The sequence below is a fragment of the Mycobacterium hippophais genome (genome assembly GCF_027529605.1).
Classification (GTDB): Bacteria; Actinomycetota; Actinomycetes; order Mycobacteriales; family Mycobacteriaceae; genus Mycobacterium; species Mycobacterium arseniciresistens.
On record NZ_JAPZPY010000003.1, the window covers coordinates 1 to 20,813 of the forward strand.

The 20,813-nt window shown below is 68.2% G+C and carries 16 protein-coding genes; 14 read left to right on the plus strand and 2 right to left on the minus strand.

Annotated elements, in window-relative coordinates; all coding sequences use genetic code 11:
• Window positions 1–691 precede the first annotated feature (691 nt).
• The 11 genes from rpoB (at window position 692) to O6P37_RS08585 (ending at window position 17,707) form a co-directional block, all read left to right on the plus strand.
• Entirely contained in the window at window positions 692–4,201 is a 3,510-nt protein-coding gene (gene rpoB, locus O6P37_RS08535; protein ID WP_408633135.1) for a DNA-directed RNA polymerase subunit beta, read from the plus strand.
• Window positions 4,202–4,244: 43 nt separating this feature from the next.
• A complete protein-coding gene (locus O6P37_RS08540) occupies window positions 4,245–8,195 on the plus strand; it encodes a DNA-directed RNA polymerase subunit beta' (protein WP_264011662.1) in 3,951 nt (1,316 codons plus the stop codon).
• Between the two features lie 105 nt (window positions 8,196–8,300).
• On the plus strand, window positions 8,301–9,059 hold the full coding sequence (locus O6P37_RS08545) for an alpha/beta fold hydrolase (RefSeq protein ID WP_269893671.1): 759 nt from the start codon (window positions 8,301–8,303) through the stop codon (window positions 9,057–9,059).
• Between the two features lie 80 nt (window positions 9,060–9,139).
• A complete protein-coding gene (locus O6P37_RS08550) occupies window positions 9,140–10,819 on the plus strand; it encodes an outer membrane protein assembly factor BamB family protein (RefSeq protein WP_269893672.1) in 1,680 nt (559 codons plus the stop codon).
• A gap of 58 nt (window positions 10,820–10,877) precedes the next feature.
• Window positions 10,878–11,630, plus strand: coding sequence for a deoxyribonuclease IV (locus O6P37_RS08555; RefSeq protein WP_269893673.1), 753 nt, complete (start codon window positions 10,878–10,880; stop codon window positions 11,628–11,630).
• Between the two features lie 331 nt (window positions 11,631–11,961).
• Window positions 11,962–12,258, plus strand: a complete 297-nt coding sequence (locus O6P37_RS08560; RefSeq protein ID WP_269893674.1) for a hypothetical protein — start codon at window positions 11,962–11,964, stop codon at window positions 12,256–12,258.
• A gap of 102 nt (window positions 12,259–12,360) precedes the next feature.
• Window positions 12,361–13,551 (plus strand): phosphatase PAP2 family protein, encoded by a 1,191-nt coding sequence (locus tag O6P37_RS08565; RefSeq protein ID WP_269893675.1) that lies wholly within the window; start codon window positions 12,361–12,363, stop codon window positions 13,549–13,551.
• 64 nt (window positions 13,552–13,615) lie between these two features.
• On the plus strand, window positions 13,616–15,244 hold the full coding sequence (locus O6P37_RS08570; protein WP_269893676.1) for an acyl-CoA dehydrogenase family protein: 1,629 nt from the start codon (window positions 13,616–13,618) through the stop codon (window positions 15,242–15,244).
• A complete protein-coding gene (locus O6P37_RS08575) occupies window positions 15,241–16,179 on the plus strand; it encodes a crotonase/enoyl-CoA hydratase family protein (protein WP_269893677.1) in 939 nt (312 codons plus the stop codon). The genes O6P37_RS08570 and O6P37_RS08575 overlap by 4 nt, the downstream gene beginning before the upstream one ends.
• A 23-nt stretch (window positions 16,180–16,202) precedes the next feature.
• On the plus strand, window positions 16,203–16,913 hold the full coding sequence (locus tag O6P37_RS08580; RefSeq protein ID WP_269893678.1) for a PaaX family transcriptional regulator C-terminal domain-containing protein: 711 nt from the start codon (window positions 16,203–16,205) through the stop codon (window positions 16,911–16,913).
• Between the two features lie 29 nt (window positions 16,914–16,942).
• Window positions 16,943–17,707, plus strand: coding sequence for a crotonase/enoyl-CoA hydratase family protein (locus O6P37_RS08585; RefSeq protein ID WP_269893679.1), 765 nt, complete (start codon window positions 16,943–16,945; stop codon window positions 17,705–17,707).
• Window positions 17,708–17,722: 15 nt separating this feature from the next.
• Here the strand turns inward: O6P37_RS08585 and O6P37_RS08590 are convergent, their stop codons facing one another.
• Complete coding sequence (locus O6P37_RS08590) at window positions 17,723–18,133, minus strand: DUF3060 domain-containing protein (protein WP_264011651.1); 411 nt, start codon at window positions 18,131–18,133, stop codon at window positions 17,723–17,725.
• Window positions 18,134–18,171: 38 nt separating this feature from the next.
• Window positions 18,172–18,549, minus strand: coding sequence for a DUF3060 domain-containing protein (locus O6P37_RS08595; protein WP_269893680.1), 378 nt, complete (start codon window positions 18,547–18,549; stop codon window positions 18,172–18,174).
• A gap of 168 nt (window positions 18,550–18,717) precedes the next feature.
• On the opposite strand from O6P37_RS08595, the gene O6P37_RS08600 reads away from it, so the two are divergent.
• The 3 genes from O6P37_RS08600 to O6P37_RS08610 all read left to right on the plus strand — a co-directional run bounded on the left by O6P37_RS08600 (window position 18,718) and on the right by O6P37_RS08610 (window position 20,523).
• Window positions 18,718–19,260, plus strand: a complete 543-nt coding sequence (locus O6P37_RS08600) for a DUF3558 domain-containing protein (protein WP_269893681.1) — start codon at window positions 18,718–18,720, stop codon at window positions 19,258–19,260.
• A 10-nt stretch (window positions 19,261–19,270) separates the two neighbouring features.
• Window positions 19,271–19,810 carry a DUF3558 domain-containing protein gene (locus O6P37_RS08605; RefSeq protein WP_269893682.1) on the plus strand — a complete coding sequence of 180 codons (540 nt, stop codon included), beginning with the start codon at window positions 19,271–19,273 and terminating at the stop codon, window positions 19,808–19,810.
• A gap of 77 nt (window positions 19,811–19,887) precedes the next feature.
• A complete protein-coding gene (locus O6P37_RS08610) occupies window positions 19,888–20,523 on the plus strand; it encodes a TetR/AcrR family transcriptional regulator (RefSeq protein ID WP_264011647.1) in 636 nt (211 codons plus the stop codon).
• Window positions 20,524–20,813: the final 290 nt, after the last annotated feature.

The window sequence follows — 20,813 nt, forward strand, 5'->3', positions numbered from 1 at the left end:
GGTGCGCGAGATCATGGGGTCGCTGCCCGAGGCCGCCCAGGAGGCCATCCGCGAGGACCTCGAGGGCACGAACCAGGGCCGCAGCGAATTCGGCGACGAACCGACGTCGCGTCATCACCGGAGCCACGAGGACGACGCCCCGACCGCCTCCATCCCGGTCGCCCGGGAGCGCTAGACCTGTTTCACGCAGTCGCCGCGCGGTCCGTCGGACCGCGCGGCGATTGCATGTGTGGACCCCTCGCCACCCCGCTGCGCCACCGCCGCCCGCCGGTAGGTGCTCACCACCGGATTCGACGCGAGAAACGGCGTGTGAACCCTTGACGGAACGGCCCCGACGGGCCAATGTGTTGGGCAGCATGTTGTACGGGTCGAGGACGCCAGCCAGCGCCCAGCCAGCCCCAGCGTGCGACGGATACGGGCTTGTTGAGGAATGCTGATTGCCGGAATAGGCGGACGTGCGCTATTGTTGGACGTTGCGCTGGCTGCATCCTGCCCACCTCACCTGCACCTGACACCCGCCTGGCCTGAGCCCCGTTTCGCTCAGTGATCTAGTCGCGTGCCGTGCGTCGGAGAGTCCCCTTCAGGGGCACGGACAGGCTGAAGTCAGCCGAACCGACGCAGATATCGCGGCCAAACGGAACCGGCACACCGGCTCTCGGGCAGTCGCATGAGGTGCTGGAAGGAATGCATCTTGGCAGTCTCTAGCCAGAGCAAGTCAGCAGAAGCTATCACCAATAACTCCGTTCCCGGAGCCCCAAACCGCATTTCCTTCGCCAAGCTCCGCGAGCCTCTCGAGGTTCCGGGGCTGCTCGACGTGCAGACGGACTCCTTCGAATGGCTCATCGGGTCCGACCGGTGGCGCGAGACCGCGAAAGCACGCGGCGACGTCAACCCCAGCGGCGGCCTCGAAGAGGTGCTGACCGAACTCTCACCGATCGAGGACTTCTCCGGCTCCATGTCGCTGTCGTTCTCCGACCCGCGTTTCGACGAGGTCAAGGCGCCGGTCGACGAGTGCAAAGACAAGGACATGACGTACGCGGCCCCGCTGTTCGTCACGGCCGAGTTCATCAACAACAACACCGGCGAGATCAAGAGCCAGACGGTGTTCATGGGTGACTTCCCGATGATGACGGAGAAGGGCACCTTCATCATCAACGGCACCGAGCGTGTCGTGGTCAGCCAGCTGGTCCGCTCGCCGGGCGTGTACTTCGACTCGACGATCGACAAGTCCACCGAGAAGACGCTGCACAGCGTCAAGGTGATCCCCGGCCGCGGCGCGTGGCTGGAGTTCGACGTCGACAAGCGCGACACCGTCGGCGTCCGCATCGACCGCAAGCGCCGTCAGCCCGTCACCGTGCTGCTCAAGGCGCTGGGCTGGACCAACGAGCAGATCACCGAGCGGTTCGGCTTCAGCGAGATCATGATGAGCACGCTGGAGAAGGACAACACCGCAGGCACCGACGAGGCGCTGCTCGACATCTACCGGAAGCTGCGCCCGGGCGAGCCGCCCACCAAGGAGTCCGCGCAGACCCTGCTGGAGAACCTGTTCTTCAAGGAGAAGCGCTACGACCTGGCCCGCGTCGGCCGCTACAAGGTCAACAAGAAGCTCGGCATCACGGCCAATCCGAGTGCGCCGTCCTCGACGACGCTGACCGAGGAAGACGTCGTCGCCACCATCGAGTACCTGGTCCGGCTGCACGAAGGCCAGACCACGATGACGGTGCCCGGTGGCGTCGAGGTGCCCGTCGAGGTCGACGACATCGACCACTTCGGCAACCGCCGGCTGCGCACCGTGGGTGAGCTGATCCAGAACCAGATCCGGGTCGGCCTGTCCCGCATGGAGCGTGTCGTCCGCGAGCGGATGACCACGCAGGACGTCGAGGCGATCACGCCGCAGACCCTGATCAACATCCGCCCGGTCGTGGCGGCGATCAAGGAGTTCTTCGGCACGTCGCAGCTGTCGCAGTTCATGGACCAGAACAACCCGCTGTCGGGTCTGACCCACAAGCGTCGCCTGTCGGCGCTGGGCCCGGGTGGTCTGTCCCGTGAGCGCGCCGGCCTCGAGGTCCGCGACGTGCACTCCAGCCACTACGGCCGGATGTGCCCGATCGAGACGCCTGAAGGTCCGAACATCGGCCTGATCGGTTCGCTGTCGGTGTACGCGCGCGTCAACCCGTTCGGCTTCATCGAGACGCCGTACCGCAAGGTCTCCGACGGTGTGGTCACCGACCAGATCGACTACCTCACCGCTGACGAGGAGGATCGCCACGTCGTGGCGCAGGCCAACTCGCCGACCGACGACAGCGGCCGCTTCTCCGAGGAGCGCGTCCTGGTCCGCCGGAAGGGCGGCGAGGTCGAGTTCGTCTCGGCGACCGAGGTCGACTACATGGACGTCTCGCCGCGCCAGATGGTGTCGGTGGCCACGGCCATGATCCCGTTCCTCGAGCACGACGACGCCAACCGTGCCCTGATGGGTGCCAACATGCAGCGCCAGGCGGTTCCGCTGGTGCGCAGCGAGGCACCGCTGGTGGGTACCGGTATGGAGTTGCGTGCCGCCATCGATGCCGGCGACGTCGTCGTCAGCGAGAAGGCGGGCGTGGTCGAGGAGGTATCGGCCGACTACATCACCGTGATGGCCGACGACGGCAGCCGCAAGACCTACCGGATGCGCAAGTTCGCGCGGTCCAACCACGGCACGTGCGCCAACCAGCGCCCGATCGTGGACGCCGGGCAACGGGTCGAGTCCGGCCAGGTGGTCGCCGACGGTCCGTGCACCCAGAACGGTGAGATGGCGCTGGGCAAGAACCTGCTCGTCGCGATCATGCCGTGGGAGGGTCACAACTACGAGGACGCGATCATCCTCAGCAACCGTCTGGTCGAAGAGGACGTGCTCACCTCGATTCACATCGAAGAGCACGAGATCGATGCCCGCGACACCAAGCTGGGCGCCGAGGAGATCACCCGGGACATCCCGAACGTCTCCGACGAGGTGCTGGCCGATCTCGACGAGCGCGGCATCGTCCGCATCGGCGCCGAGGTCCGCGACGGCGACATCCTGGTCGGCAAGGTCACGCCCAAGGGTGAGACCGAGCTGACCCCGGAGGAGCGGCTGCTCCGCGCGATCTTCGGTGAGAAGGCGCGCGAGGTCCGCGACACGTCGCTCAAGGTGCCGCACGGCGAGTCCGGCAAGGTCATCGGTATCCGCGTGTTCTCGCGCGAGGACGATGACGAGCTGCCCGCCGGCGTCAACGAGCTGGTCCGCGTCTACGTGGCCCAGAAGCGCAAGATCTCCGACGGCGACAAGCTCGCCGGACGCCACGGCAACAAGGGCGTCATCGGCAAGATCCTGCCGATCGAGGACATGCCGTTCCTCCCGGACGGCACGCCGGTCGACATCATCCTGAACACGCACGGTGTGCCGCGACGGATGAACATCGGCCAGATCCTCGAGACGCACCTGGGCTGGGTCGCCAAGGCGGGCTGGAACATCCAGGTCGCCGACGGCTCCGGCGCCGCCGTGCCGGACTGGGCGGACAAGCTGCCCGAGGAGCTGCACTCGGCTCCCGCGGACAGCATCGTCGCCACTCCGGTGTTCGACGGTGCCCGCGAGAACGAGCTCGAGGGTCTGCTGGCCTCGACGCTGCCCAACCGGGACGGCGACGTGATGGTCGACGGACAGGGCAAGGCCGTGCTGTACGACGGCCGCAGCGGCGAGCCGTTCCCGTATCCGGTCACGGTCGGCTACATGTACATCCTGAAGCTGCACCACCTCGTGGACGACAAGATCCACGCCCGTTCCACCGGTCCGTACTCGATGATCACCCAGCAGCCGCTGGGCGGTAAGGCGCAGTTCGGTGGGCAGCGGTTCGGCGAGATGGAGTGCTGGGCCATGCAGGCCTACGGCGCGGCGTACACGCTGCAGGAGCTCTTGACCATCAAGTCCGACGACACCGTCGGCCGGGTCAAGGTCTACGAGGCGATCGTCAAGGGCGAGAACATCCCCGAGCCGGGCATTCCGGAGTCGTTCAAGGTGCTTCTCAAGGAACTGCAGTCGCTGTGCCTCAACGTCGAGGTGCTCTCCAGTGAGGGCACTGCGATCGAGATGCGCGACAGCGACGACGAGGATCTGGAGCGCGCTGCGGCGAATCTGGGAATCAACCTGTCGCGCAACGAATCCGCATCCGTCGAGGATCTCGCTTAACAGCTGGTCATTTTTCTAGTCCCGAAAGGGGAAAGGGAGTTACGTGCTAGACGTCAACTTCTTCGATGAGCTCCGCATCGGCCTTGCCACCGCCGACGACATCCGTCAGTGGTCCTACGGCGAGGTCAAGAAGCCGGAGACCATCAACTACCGCACGCTGAAGCCTGAGAAGGACGGCCTGTTCTGCGAGAAGATCTTCGGACCTACTCGCGACTGGGAGTGCTACTGCGGTAAGTACAAGCGCGTCCGCTTCAAGGGCATCATCTGTGAGCGGTGCGGTGTCGAGGTGACCCGTGCCAAGGTGCGCCGCGAGCGGATGGGCCACATCGAGCTGGCCGCACCGGTCACGCACATCTGGTACTTCAAGGGCGTTCCGTCGCGCTTGGGTTACCTGCTGGACCTGGCGCCGAAGGATCTCGAAAAGATCATCTACTTCGCCGCCTACGTCATCACCGCGGTGGACACCGAGATGCGCCACAACGAGCTCTCGACGCTCGAGGCCGAGATGGTCGTCGAGAAGAAGTCCGTCGAGGATCAGCGTGACGCGGACCTGGAGGCCCGGGCCCAGAAGCTCGAGGCCGACCTGGCCGAGCTGGAGAAGGAAGGTGCCAAGTCCGACGTGCGCCGCAAGGTGCGCGACGGCGGCGAGCGCGAGATGCGCCAGCTGCGTGACCGGGCCCAGCGTGAGCTGGACCGGCTCGACGAGATCTGGACCACCTTCACCAAGCTGGCGCCCAAGCAGCTGATCGTCGACGAGAACCTCTACCGCGAGATCGTCGACCGCTACGGCGAGTACTTCCAGGGCGCCATGGGTGCGGAGTCGATCAAGAAGCTCATCGAGAACTTCGACATCGACGCCGAGGCCGACTCGCTGCGCGACACCATCAAGAACGGCAAGGGGCAGAAGAAGCTTCGCGCCCTGAAGCGGCTCAAGGTGGTCGCGGCGTTCCAGTCCAACCGGAACTCGCCGCTGGGCATGGTGCTCGACGCCGTTCCGGTGATCCCGCCGGAGCTGCGCCCGATGGTGCAGCTCGACGGTGGCCGCTTCGCCACCTCGGACCTCAACGACCTGTACCGCCGCGTGATCAACCGCAACAACCGGTTGAAGCGACTGATCGACCTCGGCGCGCCCGAGATCATCGTCAACAACGAGAAGCGGATGCTCCAGGAGTCGGTGGACGCGCTGTTCGACAACGGCCGGCGCGGCCGTCCGGTCACCGGACCGGGCAACCGTCCGCTCAAGTCGCTGTCCGATCTGCTCAAGGGCAAGCAGGGCCGGTTCCGTCAGAACCTGCTCGGCAAGCGCGTCGACTACTCGGGCCGTTCGGTCATCGTGGTCGGCCCGCAGCTCAAGCTGCACCAGTGCGGTCTGCCGAAGCTGATGGCGCTCGAGCTGTTCAAGCCGTTCGTGATGAAGCGTCTGGTCGACCTGAACCACGCGCAGAACATCAAGAGCGCCAAGCGCATGGTCGAGCGTCAGCGTCCCCAGGTGTGGGATGTCCTCGAAGAGGTCATCGGCGAGCACCCGGTGCTCCTGAACCGCGCACCGACGCTGCACCGCCTCGGTATCCAGGCCTTCGAGCCGCAGCTGGTGGAGGGCAAGGCCATCCAGCTGCACCCGCTGGTCTGTGAGGCGTTCAACGCCGACTTCGACGGTGACCAGATGGCCGTGCACCTTCCGCTGTCGGCGGAGGCGCAGGCCGAGGCGCGCATCCTGATGCTGTCCTCGAACAACATCCTGTCGCCTGCGTCGGGACGGCCGCTGGCCATGCCGCGTCTGGACATGGTGACCGGTCTGTACTTCCTGACCACGGAGATCCCCGGCGACACCGGCGAATACGTCGCGGCCGCCAAGGATCGGCCGGAGTTCGGTGTGTACAGCTCGCCGGCCGAGGCCATCATGGCGCTCGACCGGGGTGCGCTGAGCGTGCGGGCCAAGATCCGCGTCCGGCTGACGCAGCAGCGTCCGTCGGCCGAGGCCGAGGCCGAGCTGTTCGGTGACGCCGGGTGGAAGCCCGGTGACGCCTGGACGGCCGAGACCACGCTGGGCCGGGTGCTGTTCAACGAGCTGCTGCCGCTGGGCTATCCGTTCGTCAACGAGCAGATGCACAAGAAGGTCCAGGCCCGCATCGTCAACGATCTGGCCGAGCGCTACCCGATGATCGTGGTCGCGCAGACCGTCGACAAGCTCAAGGACGCCGGCTTCTACTGGGCCACCCGCTCGGGTGTCACCGTGTCGATGGCCGACGTGCTCGTTCCGCCGCAGAAGGCCGAGATCCTCGACCGGTATGAGCGGGAAGCCGACGGCATCGAGAAGAAGTACCAGCGTGGCGCGCTGAACCCCGAGGAACGCCGCGAGTCGCTGGTGCGCATCTGGCAGGAGGCCACCGACGAGGTGGGTAAGGCGCTGGAGGAGCACTATCCAGACGACAACCCCATCACGCTGCTGCCCAAGTCGGGTGCGACCGGCAACATGACGCAGGTGCGCAACCTGGCCGGCATGAAGGGTCTGGTGACCAACCCGAAGGGTGAGTTCATCCCGCGGCCGATCAAGTCCTCGTTCCGCGAGGGCCTGACGGTGCTGGAGTACTTCATCAACACCCACGGCGCCCGTAAGGGTCTGGCGGACACCGCTCTTCGTACCGCCGACTCGGGTTACCTGACCCGTCGTCTGGTGGACGTCAGCCAGGACGTCATCGTGCGTGAGGAGGACTGCGGCACGGAGCGTGGCATCAACGTCACGATCGCCGAGCGGCTGGCCGACGGATCGCTGGTGCGTGACGCGCACGTCGAGACCAGTGCGTTCGCACGGACCCTGGCCACCGACGCGGTCGACGAGAACGGCAACGTGGTCGTCGAGCGTGGGCACGATCTGGGCGATCCGGCGATCGACGCGCTGCTCGCAGCGGGCATCACCGACGTCAAGGTCCGCTCCGTGCTGACCTGTGGCACCGGCACCGGCGTGTGTGCGACCTGCTACGGCCGCTCCATGGCCACCGGCAAGCTGGTGGACATCGGCGAGGCCGTTGGCATCGTGGCCGCGCAGTCCATCGGTGAGCCCGGCACGCAGCTGACGATGCGCACGTTCCACCAGGGTGGTGTCGGTGGCGACATCACCGGTGGTCTGCCGCGTGTCCAGGAGCTGTTCGAGGCCCGCGTGCCGCGCAACAAGGCGCCGATCGCGGACGTCACCGGCCGGGTGCAGCTCGAGGAGACCGACAAGTTCTACAAGATCACAGTCGTGCCGGATGACGGCAGCGAGGAAGTGGTCTACGAGAAGTTGCCGCGTCGCCAGCGCCTGCGGGTGTTCAAGCACGAGGACGGCTCCGAGCGTCCGCTGTCCGACGGCGACCACGTCGAGGTCGGCCAGCAGCTGATGGAGGGTTCGGCCGATCCGCACGAGGTGCTTCGTGTCGAAGGCCCGCGTGCGGTGCAGGTCCACCTCGTCAACGAGGTGCAGGAGGTGTACCGCGCACAGGGTGTGTCGATCCACGACAAGCACATCGAGGTGATCGTCCGCCAGATGCTGCGTCGCGTGACCATCATCGACTCGGGAGCCACGGAGTTCCTGCCAGGTTCGCTCACCGAGCGTGCCGAGTTCGAGTCGGCGAACCGTCGGGTGGTGGCCGAGGGTGCTGAGCCCGCGGCCGGCCGTCCGGTGCTGATGGGTATCACGAAGGCATCGCTGGCCACGGATTCGTGGCTGTCGGCGGCGTCGTTCCAGGAGACCACCCGCGTGCTGACCGATGCGGCGATCAACTGCCGCAGCGACAAGCTGCAGGGTCTGAAGGAGAACGTGATCATCGGCAAGCTGATCCCGGCAGGTACCGGCATCAACCGGTACCGCAACATCCAGGTTCAGCCGACCGAGGAGGCGCGGGCTGCCGCGTACACGATCCCGTCCTACGAGGATCAGTACTACAGCCCGGACTTCGGCCAGGCCACCGGTGCCGCGGTGCCGCTGGACGATTACGGATACAGCGACTACCGGTAGGACTACCGGTAGTTCCACAACGGAGAAGCCCCCGCTCATCAGCGGGGGCTTTTTCGTGTGCGTGTCCGGCTTCGGATCGGGTGCGACGCGGCGACACTCGATGCCATGCGGACGACGTCGCGCGGATTCGGGATCCACTACACCGTGACCGGCGACGGCCCGCCGTTGATGCTCGTGGCGGGGACGATGATGGCGGCCCGGCACTGGGCGGACGCCGGCTACGTCGACGCCCTGGCCGACAGCCGGCGGGTGATCAACGTCGACCCGCTCGGTCACGGTAGAAGCGACCGGCCCCACGATCCCGACGACTATCGAGCGGACGGCGTGGCCGCCGACCTGGTCGCGGTGCTCGACGCCGAAGGCGTCGACCGGGCGACGGTCTGGGGATACTCGAGAGGCGGGTGGCTGGCCTGCAGCATGGCGAGCCGCCACCCCGGGCGGGTGGAGGGGCTGGTGGTCGGCGGCTTTGCCATGCATGCCTACCGCGACGAAGTCACCCGCACGCTGACGCCGCTGGCGGAGCATCTGCGCGCGGGTGACTGGGCCGCGGCGTGGCGGGCTTTCGGGGTGACCGACGCCGCGTTCATGGCGATGATGGAGGCCGACAACGACGCGCAGGCGGTCGCGGCGGCCGTCGCCGGATCGATGACCCCCACCCGCTACGTCGACCCCGCGTCGGTCACCTGTCCGGCGATCTACTACGTCGGCTCGCGGGACTGGATCGTGCCGCACGTGCGCGCCGACGTCGCCGCGGCGGGTGCGACGCTCGACGAGATCCCCGGGCAGACGCACCTCGGCACGTTCTACGGCGCGGCGGAGCAGGTGCTGGCGGCGGTGACGGCCCGACTGTCTGAGCGCGGGTAGCGCGTCGGCGTGATCTGCGAAGGTCAACCGCGCGATCTGCCGCACCGGAGGGGGTGCGAACCCGCTTAAGGTCATTGTTCGTGGAACCGGTTGCGCGCAGGATTCGTCTCGGGTGCGCGGCCGTCGCGACCGGTGTCGCGGTGGTCGCGTTGGTGGGTGCGGTGCTGTTCTGTGTCTGGGCGCTGCTGGCTCCGAAGGCGCCGGGCCCGTCGCTCCTGTTGATCCCCGTCTTCACTGTCTTGGTCGTCGCGGTGGGGCTTGTCGTGGCCGTCTACGACGATCTGGTCAGAACCGCTGACGAGCCGTCGAGCGGGGGCCTGACCACGTTCCTCACCGCGATGGCGATCATCTCGCTGATCGTGGTGGGCTTGGTGTCGCTTTTCGGCGAGGTCGACGACATCCGCTCGACATGGCGCGCGACGTTGCAAGCGCCGGTGGTGCTGTCGGCCTGGGGGCTCGCGGTGGCGGGCTGCGTAGCGGCGTTGCTCGCGTCGCTGCTCACTCCGGGTGGTGTCCGGCCGCGGCGTCCGCTGCTGGGCTCGGGTGCGGTGATCGGTCTGGTGGCGGTGCTGGTGTGCGGCGTGGCGGCGGTGCGCTCGGGCGATGACGGCCGCAACATCGACGCGACCGTCGCCGGCGACGCGGCCGTCCCTGCGGTGCCCGCGACACTCGGTGAGCGACGGTTCACCGTGGAGACGTCCGCGACTCTGGAACTCGACTTCGACGACCCGCCTGAAGCGCTCGCCGCCGGCGGCACCGGCTTCGTCATCCTTGAGGCCCGCGGTGTGCGTGCCTATGACAGCGAGGCGAACGAACGCTGGCACTACCTACGGACCGGTTCGCCCGAGATCACGTCGTCGGCGATGCGGGTGTACGACGGCGGCCGGACCGTGATGGTGCGGTTCGTGGGACGGTCGCCCGAGGACGTCAACTACGTCGTGGCCTTTGACGCCGTCAGTGGAGAGGTGCTCTGGCAGGCCGACGACGCTCGCGGGAAGTACTCGTTCGACGGCATCTTCGAGTTCCGCGAACGCATCCCGTTCCTGCTGGCCGAAGACGGTGAGGACCGGTGGACGCGCATCGACACCCGAACCGGCGAATCGATGTGGTCCATCGATCTGCCCCGGGACTGCCAGCGTCCGGCGGCGGTCGCGGGTGAACGGCTGGTCTACGTCGCGACCTGCCTCGACGGCGCGGACGCGGTGTACACGCTTGTCTCGATCGACGCCGCTACCGGGAAGCCGGCGCTGACCAAGGAGATCGACCGGTTCCCTTTCCGGTCTGACGAGACTGAGCGGGTCTACGCGCTGGACCCGCAACTGTTTCCAGCCAGCGACGAGGTCGTCGTGCTGACGTCAGGGGCCCGGGGCGTGCCGATTCGCTACCACAAGGTGGACGTCCGCACCGGCGCGGTGGCGAACACGCCGCTGCCCCAGTCCTTCGACGGCGATCCGCGCGGCGACGTCCTGACGTACGAACCACAACGGAAAGTCTTCAACCTGCGAAGTGGCGCTGATCTGGCGGTGCGGTGCGAGGTCCCCGCCGACTTCCCCATCGGCGCAGTGGCATGGCTGGGCGAGACGTTCGTCGTGCAGGACGACGGAGGGCTCGCCGCCTTCGCGCGGACAGACTGCGCGCGGCGTGCGGAGCGTCCGGAGGAAGACGGCGAGTTCATCTACGTCGTTCCTGCGCCAGGTGTCACCCTGGCTGTGCGCAGACTCGGCGACGACCGGATGGTTGTCGAGGGATACGGGTCCTAGCACCGGACGCGATCCCGCCGCCGCGGCGGCGTCGGACCCCGCGCCTAGACTGGCCTCCGTGCTTATCGGTTCCCATGTTCACGGTGATGATCCGCTCGCAGACGCCCAGGCCGACGGCGCCGACGCGGTGCAGTTCTTCCTCGGCAACCCGCAGAGCTGGAAGAAACCGAAGCCGCGCGAGGACGCCGACGTGCTCAAGGCGTCGACCATCCCGCTGTACGTGCACGCGCCGTACCTGATCAATGTGGCATCGGCGAACAACCGGGTGCGGATCCCGTCGCGAAAGATCCTGCAGGACACCTGCGACGCGGCTGCGGAGATCAACGCGACCGCGGTCATCGTGCACGGCGGCCACGCCGACGACAACGACATGGAGGCGGGCTTCGAGCGCTGGGCCAAGGCGCTGGACTACCTCGAGATCGACGTCGCGGTCTACCTGGAGAACACCGCCGGCGGCGACCACGCGATGGCCCGCCACTTCGACACCATCGCCCGGCTGTGGGACCGGATCGGCGACAAGGGCATCGGCTTCTGCCTCGACACCTGCCACGCGTGGGCCGCGGGTGAGGCGCTGATCGACGCCGTCGACCGGATCAAGGCCATCACCGGCCACATCGACCTGGTGCACTGCAACGACTCACGGGACGCCGCGGGCTCGGGCGCCGACCGGCACGCCAACTTCGGCGCCGGCCAGATCGACCCGCAGCTGCTCGCCGCGGTCGTCAAGGCCGCCGACGCGCCGGTGATCTGCGAGACCGCCGACGAGGGCCGCAAGGACGACATCGCGTTCCTGCGCGAACACGTCGGCTGAAGCACCCGGGTCTGGCGTAGTCGGCTACGCAGGCGTGACCGCTCCGAGAGGTCGATCGTTGTCATGACGGCGCGACGACCTGCTGGAGGCAGCCATGACGAGTCCGGGCACAACACGGTCCATCGCAGTCGCTGCGGCGGTGACGGCCCTCTTCTCCGGGTGCGCACGTGCGGAATCGGTGCCGCCGGTCGCGGGGGCTGCGCCACGGGCGACGGCCCACGTGCAATCCCTGGATCTGCCGCTCTGGCCGCCGATCCCTCGCCCGCCCAAGCCGCCGTGGCCGCCCAAGCCGGTTCCATGGCCTGAACCGCCTCAAGTGCCCCGTCCGCCTTTGCCGCCGCAGCCATCGATGTGGGAGAAGTCTCTTGACGCGGCGATCACCAAACTCGCCAACGGAACCACCGAGGAGAAGCTGGTCAAGAAGGCCGCGTGCAGTGCGCTGCAGACTCCGCCGCCGTACAACGAGAATCAATCGGAATGGGAGCAGCGGATCCGCAGCTACATTCCCGACGCCGACGAGTCGGGCGTTTCGGGCTATGCCATCGACTACGCGCTGGACCGGGTCACGTCGCCTCTGGCGGGCATGGACACCTACGGCGGGGTGTACTTCCGCGTGTGCGCAATCTAGTTCTGAATCACACTTCGGTAAGCGAACCCGCCTCGAACGCCGGGTGGCGCGAAGGTTAACTAGGCTGTCGCCGGGAATCCGACCGGCGTCAGAAAGGCCTATGTGACCGCAACCGACCAGTCGTCGATTGCGCTGACGCACGTCGACGACGACACTCCCGATCTGCGTGCGCGGAGACTCCGGATCATGCGCTGGGTGGCGGTCGGCGTCTGGGCGGCCGTCGTGGTGTACCGGACGGTGACCGACGGCTTCGCCTTCAACCGGGAACTGCTGCTGCTCTACATCGCCACCGGCCTGCTGGCGGCGAGCATCGGCCGGGGCAGGCGGATGCTCTACGTCCTGCGCGACTGGTTGCCGTTCGCGGTGGTGCTGCTGGCCTACGACCTGAGCAGGGGAGCGGCCACGCTGGTCGGCCGGCCCACCCTGTGGCACTGGCCGGCCGACGCGGACCGGTGGATGTTCTTCGGAACCATGCCGACCGTGTGGCTACAGGAACAGCTCAAGCAGCCGACGCCGCCGTGGTGGGAAGTGATCCTCAGCTCGGTCTACATGTCGTTCTTCATCCTTCCCTACGTCGTGGCGGCAGTGCTGTGGCTGCGCAACCGGGACGAATGGAAGGCGTTCGTGCGGATGTTCGTCGGCCTGAACTTCGCCGCGCTGATCGTCTACGTCCTCGTCCCCGCTGCGCCGCCATGGGCCGCGGCGCGCTGCACGCCCGCCGACGTCTCCGGCGGGCCGTCCGACCCGAGGTGCATGTTCCGGTCGGCGCGGGGTGTGCCCGACGGCGGCGTGCTCGGAGCGATGCAGTCCAGCCAGGACGGCGCCCACCCCTGGGTGGAACGAATCGTCGGACGCGGGTGGGGCGCGCTGGACCTGCACTCGGCCACCGCCCTGCTTGACGCCGGCCAAGCCAGCGTGAACCTGGTTGCGGCCATCCCGTCGCTGCACGCCGGCATGACGGCCGCCATCGCGGCGTTCCTATGGCACCGGGTGCACCGCGGCTGGCGGCCACTGCTGGTCGCCTACGTGCTGGTCATGGCATTCACCCTCGTCTACACCGCTGAGCATTACGTCGTCGACATCCTGCTCGGCTGGGCGTTCGCCGCGCTGGTGATCTTCGCCCTCAACCGCTTTGACACATGGCGACGACGCCGCGCCTGCAGGAGCACCCGACCGGAGGCCGGGGAGCACATCCGTGACGATCCGGCCCATCCCGACGTCAGCGCTGTGGAAACCGCGGTTCGGTCCGTGCCTGAGCACCGGACCGCCGTGGCCGAACTCGACTCGCGCTGAGTATCTCGAATTGCCAACTATTACACATGCTTGTGCGACTGTCGTGAAACTGTAATATCGGGGCATGGCAGATACGCACGTCGTCACCAATCAGGTGCCACCACTGCTCGACCACAATCCCGCGGGCGCGCCGGTGCTCCAGGAGGCCTTGATCCGCGAGGGCGGGGAGTGGGGCGTCGACGAGGTGAACGAACTCGGCGCGCTCTCGGGCACCGCCCGGGCGCAGCGCTGGGGCGAACTGGCCGACCGGAACCGTCCGGTGCTGCACACCCACGACCGGTACGGCCACCGTGTCGACGAGGTCGAGTACGACCCGGCGTACCACGAGTTGATGACCGTCGCGGTGGGCCACGGCCTGCACGCCGCGCCCTGGGCCGACGACCGCCCCGGCGCGCACGTCGTGCGTGCGGCGAAGACCTCGGTGTGGACGCCCGAACCCGGCCACATCTGCCCGATCTCGATGACCTACGCGGTGGTGCCCGCACTGCGGTTCAACCCCGAACTGGCCGCTATCTACGAGCCGCTGCTGACCAGCAGGGTCTACGACCCCGAGCTGACACTGCCGACCGCCAAGGCCGGCATCACCGCCGGCATGTCGATGACCGAGAAGCAGGGCGGCTCCGACGTGCGTGCCGGCACCACCGAGGCGACGCCCAACGGTGACGGCACCTACTCGCTGCGCGGCCACAAGTGGTTCACCTCGGCGCCGATGTGCGACGTGTTTCTGGTGCTCGCGCAGGCTCCCAACGGATTGTCGTGCTTCTTCCTGCCGCGGATCCTGCCCGACGGCACGCGCAACCGGATGTTCCTGCAGCGGCTCAAGGACAAGCTCGGCAACCACGCCAATGCGTCGAGCGAGGTCGAATACGACGGTGCGACCGCCTGGCTGGTCGGCGAGGAAGGCCGCGGCGTGCCGACCATCATCGAGATGGTCAACCTGACGCGGCTGGACTGCACCCTGGGCAGCGCCACCAGCATGCGCACCGGCCTGACCCGCGCCATCCACCACGCCCAGCACCGGAAGGCGTTCGGCGCGTACCTGATCGACCAGCCGCTGATGCGCAACGTGCTCGCCGACCTGGCCGTCGAGGCCGAGGCCGCCACCATGCTGGCCATGCGCATGGCCGGTGCCACCGATCACGCGGTGCGCGGTGACCAACGCGAGACGCTGCTGCGGCGCATCGGTCTGGCCGCCGCCAAGTACTGGGTGTGCAAGCGCGCGACGCCGCACGCCGCGGAGGCGATGGAGTGCCTCGGCGGCAACGGCTACGTCGAGGAATCCGGTATGCCGCGGCTCTACCGTGAGGCTCCCCTGATGGGCATCTGGGAGGGCTCGGGCAACGTCAGCGCGCTGGACACGTTGCGCGCCATGGCAACCCGGCCCGAAAGCGTCGAGGTGCTGCTCGACGAGCTCGCCCGCACCGCCGGCCACGACCCACGCCTGGACCGGCACGTCGCCGCGCTGCAGCGTGACCTGGGCGATCTCGAGAGCATCCAGTACCGCGGCCGCAAGGTCACCGAGGACATCGCGCTGGCGCTGCAGGGCGCACTGCTGGTGCGTCACGGCCATCCGGCCGTGGCGGAGGCGTTCCTGGCCAGCAGGCTCGGCGGGCAGTGGGGTGGCGCCTTCGGCACGTTGCCCACCGGACTGGATCTCGCGCCGATCCTCGAGCGTGCGATGGTCAAGGCATGACGCACGCGATCAGGCCCGTCGACTTCGACGACCTCAAGACCATGACCTACGAGGTGACCGGACGCGTCGCACGCATCACCTTCAACCGGCCGGAGAAGGGCAACGCGATCGTCGCGGACACCCCGCTCGAACTCTCCGCCCTCGTCGAGCGAGCTGACCTCGACCCCGCGGTGCACGTGATCCTGGTGTCCGGTCGCGGCGAAGGGTTCTGCGCCGGTTTCGATCTCAGCGCCTACGCCGAGGGCTCGTCGTCGGCCGGCGGCGGCAGCCCGTACCGCGACACGGTGCTCTCGGGCAGGACGCAGGCCGTCAACCACCTGCCGGACCAGCCGTGGGACCCGATGGTCGACTACCAGATGATGAGCCGCTTCGTCCGTGGCTTCGCCAGCCTGCTGCACTGCGACAAGCCGACCGTGGTGAAGATCCACGGCTACTGCGTGGCGGGCGGCACCGACATCGCGCTGCACGCCGATCAGGTGATCGCCGCATCCGACGCGAAGATCGGCTACCCGCCCACCCGGGTGTGGGGTGTACCCGCCGCCGGGATGTGGGCCCATCGCCTCGGCGACCAGCGCGCCAAACGCCTTCTGCTGACCGGGGACTGCATCACCGGCGCGCAGGCGGCCGAGTGGGGCCTCGCCGTGGAGGCGCCCGACCCGCAGGATCTCGACGAGCGCACCGAACGGCTCGTCGAGCGGATCGCCGCGGTGCCGGTCAACCAGCTCATCATGGTCAAGCTCGCGATGAACAGCGCCCTGCTGCAGCAGGGGATCGCCACCAGCAGGATGGTCAGCACGGTGTTCGACGGGATCGCCCGGCACACTCCCGAGGGGCACGCGTTCGTCGCCGACGCCCGCGACAACGGATTCCGCGAGGCGGTCCGGCACCGCGACGAACCGTTCGGCGATCACGGCCGCAAGGCCTCCGGGGTGTGACCGTGCCGGACGGCCTGTCACGGATGACTGCCCGGTCCGTGGTGCTCAGCGTGCTGCTGGGCGCCCACCCGGCCTGGGCGACCGCGGCCGAACTCGTCTGGCTGACCGGCGATTTCGACATCCGCGAGCCCACCGTGCGGGTCGCGCTCACCCGGATGGTCACCGCGGGCGACCTGGTGCGATCCGAGGACGGCTACCGGCTGTCGGACCGGCTGCTGGCCCGCCAGCGCCGCCAGGACGCCGCGATCGATCCGCGGTTGCGACCCTGGGACGGCGCGTGGACCACCTTGGTGGTGACGAGCGTCGGCACCGACGCGCGGACCCGCGCCGCGCTGCGCAGCACCCTGCACGACAACCGGTTCGGCGAACTACGCGAAGGCGTGTGGCTGCGTCCCGACAACCTCGACGTGGACCTGCCCGCCGAGGTCGGGGAACGCACCCGCGTGCTGCGTGCCCACGACGACGACCCCGGCGCCCTGGCCGCGCTGCTGTGGGACCTGCCCGCCTGGTCGGCGACCGGGCGCCGGCTGGTCGACGAGATCGGCGCGGCCGCAGATGTTCCCGCGCGCTTCCTGGCGGCCGCCGCGATCGTGCGGCATCTGCTCACCGATCCGGTGCTGCCCGCGGAACTGCTGCCCGCCGGATGGCCGGGGGCCGCGCTGCGGGTGGCCTACCGAGAATTCGCCGCCGAACTCGCCGCGCGCCGTGACGACGCCGGGGTGACGTCGCAGTGACCGAAGCAACGCCGAACTGAGGAGAAGCCATGACAGCACCGGTACGGGTGGAGCGCGACGGCCCGGTCACCACCGTCATCATCGACCGGCCCGCGGCGCGCAACGCGGTCAACAGGCCCACCGCCGAGGCGCTGTTCACGGCCTTCGACGAATTCGACCGCGACGAGTCGGCCTCTGTGGCAGTGCTGTGTGGCGACAACGGAACGTTCTGCGCGGGAGCGGATCTCAAGGCCTTCGGCACCCCGGACGCCAACCCCGTGCACCGCACCGGACCAGGGCCGATGGGGCCGACGCGGATGGAGTTGAGCAAGCCGGTGATCGCGGCGATCAGCGGTCACGCCGTCGCGGGTGGGCTCGAACTCGCGCTGTGGTGCGACCTGCGGGTGGTGGAGCAGGACGCCGTGATGGGCGTCTTCTGCCGACGCTGGGGAGTGCCCCTGATCGACGGCGGCACCGTCCGGTTGCCCCGGCTTATCGGCCACAGCCGGGCGATGGACCTCATCCTGACGGGGCGTGCCGTGACCGCCGACGAGGCGTACGCGATCGGCCTCGCCAACCGGGTGGTGCCGAAGGGCGAGGGGCGCAGGCGGGCTGAGGAACTGGCCGCCGAACTGGCCGCGCTGCCACAGCAGTGCATGCGCTCGGACCGGCTTTCGGCGCTGCACCAGTGGGGCGAATCAGAAACCGCCGCAATGGATTACGAATTCGCCAGCATCTCCCGGGTGAAGCACGAGGCGCTCGAGGGCGCGGGCCGGTTCGCCGCCGGCGCCGGCCGCCACGGCGCAGGCGCCTGAGCGACCGCCGCGAGGTCAGCCCTTGTCGATCTTGTTGTTCGACCCGGTGTCGTTGATCTTCGGCTCGCCGTCCTTGTAGGTGATCGTGTTGTTCAGCCCGACGACGCTGATCTCCTTATCGACCCGCTCGAAGTTGATCGTGTTGTCGGTGCCGCCGATGTTGACGTTCGAGCAGGTGCCCTTCACCGTCAGCGTGTTGTTCGAGCCGCCGACGTTGAGTGACTTCCCGTCAGCGCAGTCGACGTCGGCGGTGTTGCCGATCGAGCCGTAGTTGATGGTGTTGCCGATCTCGACCTGTGCGCCCGAACTGCCTGCCGTCGCCGTCGGTGTGGTGGTGTCCGAGCTCTCCGAACCGCAGCCGGCCAGTCCGAGTGCTGCCGCCACGGCGACGGTGGCCACCGCGGGCCCGGTGAAATACGCGCGCATGATTCCTCGCTTCTCCCGTCGAGAGGTGATGAGAATTATCAGGCCGGCACGCGGCTGAGGCGGTTGGTCATCCCCAGCTCGCGCCCGCGGTCCCACAGCACGGGCTCGCCATTCTTGAAGAAGACGGTCTGGTCCCAGCCGTAGACGGTGATGTCGTTGACGACGTTGTCGGCGACGACGATGTTGCCCGAACCCTGCACGGTCACCGCCCAGCAGCTGCCCAGCGCGGTGATCTTGTGGCCGCTGCCCATCACGTGCAGCGTCGAGTCGTTGCAGTCCAGTGTCCGTTCGACGCCTATCCCGTTGATATGGGTGTCGCCGTTCTTGGCCTGTGCGACGCCGCCACCGGCCGCGACCGCGAGCGGGATCACGACGAGGCATGACGCCAGAACCCGGCCCACCGCGACTGCTCCCACGCCCGTCCCCTTCGCTTCACCCACCGCTGTCCGAACCCCGATGGGGGAAGCGTACGTCGCCCGCTGTGGTTCGCGGCAGTGCTTCGCCGCTTCGGGGCGGCGCCGCGGAGTGCAGCGCCGCTCGCCCGGGTCGCGTACGGCGACCACGCTGGGTAGCGTGTTGGTGCGATGCGACGGCGTGTCAATCCTGTTGTGGCGGCGACGGCTGCGGCGGTCACCGCGATGACCGTTGCCGCCGGCTGCGCGCAGACCGTGACCGGCAGCGCCGAGCGGGCCATGCCCGGCGTCCCGGACCCCGACCGCAGCTACGGCTACGTCGAGGACCGCTGTGGGCTGCTGTTGGACACCTCGATCCAGGAGACGCTCGGCGCCGAGAACGTGACGCGGCCCTACAGCGGCGCGGTGTGCCAGTACGTACTGTCCCGCGGCTCGGCGATGCTCGACGTCACGTACTCGTGGTTCGAGACCGGCACGCTGGACCGCGAGCGCCAGGTGGCCGAACAGCGCGATGCCGACATCACCGACGTACTGGTGGAGCGGCACCAGGCCTTCCTCGCGCGACGCGACACCACCGGCGCGGCCTGTTCGGCGACCGCGGCCGCGGGCACCGGTGTGCTGAGCTGGTGGGTGCAGCTTCGAGACCAGGCCGACGGCGATCCCTGCGCGGACGCCCAGAAACTCCTCACCGCCACGCTGTCGTCGGACATGTGAGACGCCGATCATGAACACGATCTTTAAGGTGTGGGCCGCGCCGGCCGCGGTCGCGGTGCTGGCCGCCGCGGTACTGACCGGCTGCGGTGACGCCGAGCAGGCCGACCCGCCCGCCGCGTCGCCGACCTCCACCGACGGCGGCTTCCGCGGCGGTGCGTGCAACGGCATCACCGACGCCGACGTCACCGAGGCGACCGGGGCGTCGCTGTTCACCAAGGTGGTCGAGGGCGATGCCGGCTGCTTCTGGCAGGAGAACTCGGTGATCGGCACCTTCGGCGTCGGGATGGGCATCTCCACCTGGTGGTACCGGGGCAGCGACATGGACACCGAGCGCACCCTCGAACAGCGCGCCGGCCGCACCCTGACCGAGTTGACGCTCGACGGCAACAAGGGCTTCCGGGCCGCCGACGACAACGCCTGCAGCATCTACGTGGCCAAGGGCAGGGACGTCATCACCTGGTCGATCCAGACCATGAACCCGGCCACGCTGCCCGACCTGTGCGAGATCACCGAGCGACTCGCCGAGCTCAGCCAGCAGCGAGTCAACTGACCAGTCGAACTAGAGGTGTTAGTTTCGCGCTGCCCCCTTTTGCGGGGCCGCATGCGAGTCGGAGGGGATTGAAACAGATGGCAGGTCGGCCGGAACCGCAATCGGCGGGCGGCCGATCGCGCCCGCCGGCCCGCGCCGCGCGGCTGAGCCGCGACGCCATCGTCAACGCGGCGCTGACATTCCTGGACCGCGACGGCTGGGACTCACTGACCATCAACGCCCTCGCTAACCAGCTCGGCACCAAGGGGCCGTCGCTGTACAACCACGTGCACAGCCTCGACGACCTGCGGCGCACGGTCCGGATGCGGGTGGTCGGCGACATCATCGACATGCTCAACACCGTCGGTCAGGGCCGCACCCGCGACGACGCCGTGATGGCGATGGCGAGCGCCTACCGCAGCTACGCCCACCACCACCCCGGTCGGTACTCCGCCTTCACCCGGATGCCGCTCGGCGGCGACGACCCGGAGTTCACCGAGGCGACCAGGGCGGCCGCCGCCCCGGTGATCGAGGTGCTGGCGTCCTACGGCCTCGAAGGCGAGGACGCGTTCTACGCCGCACTGGAGTTCTGGTCGGCGATGCACGGCTTCGTACTGTTGGAGATGACGGGCGTCATGCGCGGCATCGACACCGACACCGTGTTCACCGACATGGTGCTGCGGCTGGCCTCCGGAATGGAGCTCCGCTCCGGGGTGGGCGCTGACCTGCGGTAAGGCCGCGGCGTTCGCGGAGATCCGCCTGATGCGGGGGCTCCGGACACGTTTTGGTTCGGCGCGGGCCACCCTGGTATCGTGGGAGACCGTGCCTGGCCCATAGAGGCGCATGCGGTGTTCGCATGCCCGCACGCCGGGCCAATTCGCATGTCTAACACGCATCGGAATCCCTCCGGTGCGAGCGCGTGCGACACGCCCGGTCGCGGGGTAGGCGAACGTGGCGAAACTGCAGTACAGAGACTTGAAAACGAAGCACTGAGATCGAACCGAGAACGAACACAGGAAGCCGG